Below are 2,668 nucleotides of genomic sequence, written 5' to 3' on the forward strand. Positions count from 1 at the left end.
GATTTTATTTATCAACCGGTGCGGGACGCCCATGGTGAGGTGAGCGGCATTTTCGTTGAGGGTGTTGACGTCACCGGACGGATCCATGCCGAACGGGCGCTGCAGGAAAGTGAACTACAGTTCAGGACCTTATCGGAAGCCGTCCCCAATCATGTCTGGACCTCCTTGCCTGACGGTACGCTCGACTGGTTTAACGACCGGGTGTACCAATACAGTGGTGTTACCCGGGGCGATTTGGATGGACAGGGCTGGGCTGCGATAGTGCATCCGGACGACCGGGCGCTGGCGTCCGAACGGTGGGCGGCCTGTGTGGCAAACGGCGAAAACTACGATGTGGAGTTTCGGATTCGCCGGGCAGACGGGTCTTGGCGCTGGCACATCGGCAGAGCTGTTCTAACCCGCGATGCAAGTGGAAAGCCGCTGCGCTGGATCGGTACCAATACGGATATTGAAGACCAGAAGCAGGTGCATCGGCAGCTGGCCGACAGCGAACGGCGGCTGCGCCTGTCTCAGCGGGCAGCCGGTATTGCCTCGATGGAAATTGACCTCGCAACCGATTGTATCGTCGGAACAGCAGAGCTGTGGGACATGTTCGGATTGCCTGTCCAGGACAGCGCTCCAGCAACTGATATCGAGAAACTGGTGCTCCCAGAAGACGGCGCCGCTATTTCCACGACGCAGTCCCGTCGTGAGGGTGCCGTCGCCCCCGAAGCCGTCTACCGCATCCGCAGAGCCGATAACGGTGAGATCCGCTGGATCGCCTGCCATATGGAATTCTTGCGAGATCAGACTGGTAGTCCGCTCAGGACGTTCGGCGCCCTGCGGGACGTGACCGTCGAGAAGGAAGCCGAAGAGCGACAGCTGATGCTGACTCATGAGTTGGAGCATCGGATCAAGAACATACTCGCGACGGTGTCGGCTATCGCGTCACAGACCCTGCGGGCCACGGATATCGACACAGCACGTAAGACCCTGAACGAACGGCTGCAGGCTCTCGGCGCCGCCCATTCGCTGTTGTCCAGTACGCACTGGACTTCAGCATTGCTGCACGAAGTCGTCGGATCAGCCACTGCCGCCTTTGTCGCCGCGCAGATCGCGGTGTCAGGTCCACCTGTGCGCATCGGCCCAAAACGAGCCCTCGCGCTGGCGCTGGCAGTGAACGAGCTTGGCACCAATTCGTTGAAGTATGGTGCGCTCTCTGTCCCGGAAGGCCAGATTGCGATCAACTGGTCCAGAACCCTGGCTGATGATGGCAGTGACCGATTGATCTGGATGTGGCGGGAGAGCGGTGGCCCTGATGTCTTGCCACCGACACGCTCTGGTTTTGGAGGGATCTTAATAGAGAAGGTTCTTGCCGCAGACTTCGCGGGCGAGGTCGGGATCAAATTCGACCCTGATGGTGTTGAGTGTACACTGGATGCCCCTTGGCCGACGGTGGGGGGCGCGTCAGAGGAGTAGGATCATGATCTGCCAAAAGGCCGTGCTCGTTGTAGAAGACGAAACTTTGATCCGTATGACCGCGGCGGACGCAATCAGAGATACCGGCCTGGAGGTATTCGAGGCCGCAAACGCTCAGCAGGCGATAGCAATTCTGGAAGAGCGAGATGACATCGGTCTTTTGTTTACCGACATAGACATGCCGGGTCACATGAATGGCATGGAGCTTTCTTTTGTAGTAAGCGATCGCTGGCCACCCATCAGTACTGTCATCGCTTCAGGCAAACACAGTCCCGGCGCTGATGATATGCCGGCAGAGGCCAGTTTTTACGGCAAACCGTATGACGCTGACGGCGTAGCCCAGCGTATTTGCGCGATGTTGGCTCCGGCCTAACTGCCATATCTAACTGTTCACCCGCGCGCAGGCTCATACATACGCCGCTACTTCCCGTTCCCAAGAATTCGACAACACATTTTTTATTATACGTTATGTCAGCAAGGCTGACGTATACTGTCTTTCGGGGTCCCGGTGTGGTCCTACCCTGGCTGCGTTCCACAAACCTTCAAGAACAGCTAACATTTTGAACGGGGTTTGTGGCAGCGTCAATCTAAGCAGTTTGCGCGTGTTCCAAAAACGAGGGTTTGTTGATCTACTCGAAGTCTGCTGCCCAAAAAAGTCGGAATTAGAGCGCTTAGTGGAGCGGCTTGGAGAGAATTGCCTAGGTCCAACCTTGACGAAATAAAGGTAGCCCATGCGAGTTTGAATGCGACGACGACAAGCAGTTTTGACGCTGCCCTCAAGGAACTCGCAAAGGCTGGCAAGAAATTTGACGACGCCGAAAAAAACGACTGATTGGAGTATTCAGTCGATCCTGCATGCAGGTCGCACGCAGGATCGACTCCGCTTAGTCGCTCGTGTCAGGACGCGGATCCAAGACAAAGCCATCGGCGTTCGGCATTTTGATATCTGCCATTGAAGCGGCATCTAGCACGTTGTCGGGTTCGGTACTGGTAATGCCCGCTTGGCCAAGCACATAGGCACTGATCGCATAAACTTCATCCGCAGAAAGCGAGCCGGGCTCCGTCATCGGCATAGCGCGGTGAGTATAGTCAAAGAACGTGCTGGCGTAGGGCCAGTAGCTCTCGACCGTTTTGACCGGGGCGTCCGTGGCAAGAGTGCCGCGACCGCCGATCAGTTGCGGTGCGCCCAACTGCGATACACCCATCAGTG

3 protein-coding genes are annotated in these 2,668 nt (G+C 56.9%); 2 read left to right on the forward strand and 1 reads right to left on the reverse strand.

Translation table 11 applies throughout. The annotated features are described in order from the left end of the window. The coding region (locus tag ACOI1H_RS24740; RefSeq protein WP_422440906.1) for a sensor histidine kinase at positions 1 to 1,458 on the forward strand (1,458 nt) is incomplete at its 5' end. Between the two features lie 4 nt (positions 1,459 to 1,462). Beyond that, entirely contained in the window at positions 1,463 to 1,831 is a 369-nt protein-coding gene (locus ACOI1H_RS24745; RefSeq protein WP_422440907.1) for a response regulator, read from the forward strand. A 511-nt stretch (positions 1,832 to 2,342) separates the two neighbouring features. On the opposite strand, the gene ACOI1H_RS24750 is transcribed toward ACOI1H_RS24745, so the two are convergent. After that, positions 2,343 to 2,668: c-type cytochrome (locus ACOI1H_RS24750; protein ID WP_422440908.1), on the reverse strand; the 326-nt coding region annotated here is incomplete at its 5' end.

Origin of the sequence: Loktanella sp. DJP18 (assembly GCF_049310965.1) — a bacterium.
Taxonomy (GTDB): Bacteria; Pseudomonadota; Alphaproteobacteria; order Rhodobacterales; family Rhodobacteraceae; genus Loktanella.

What these genes read in the sequence shown, in the direction of transcription:
- ACOI1H_RS24745 (WP_422440907.1), top strand. Translation starts at nt 1,463, where the DNA reads ATGATCTGCCAAAAGGCCGTGCTCGTTGTAGAAGACGAAACTTTGATC.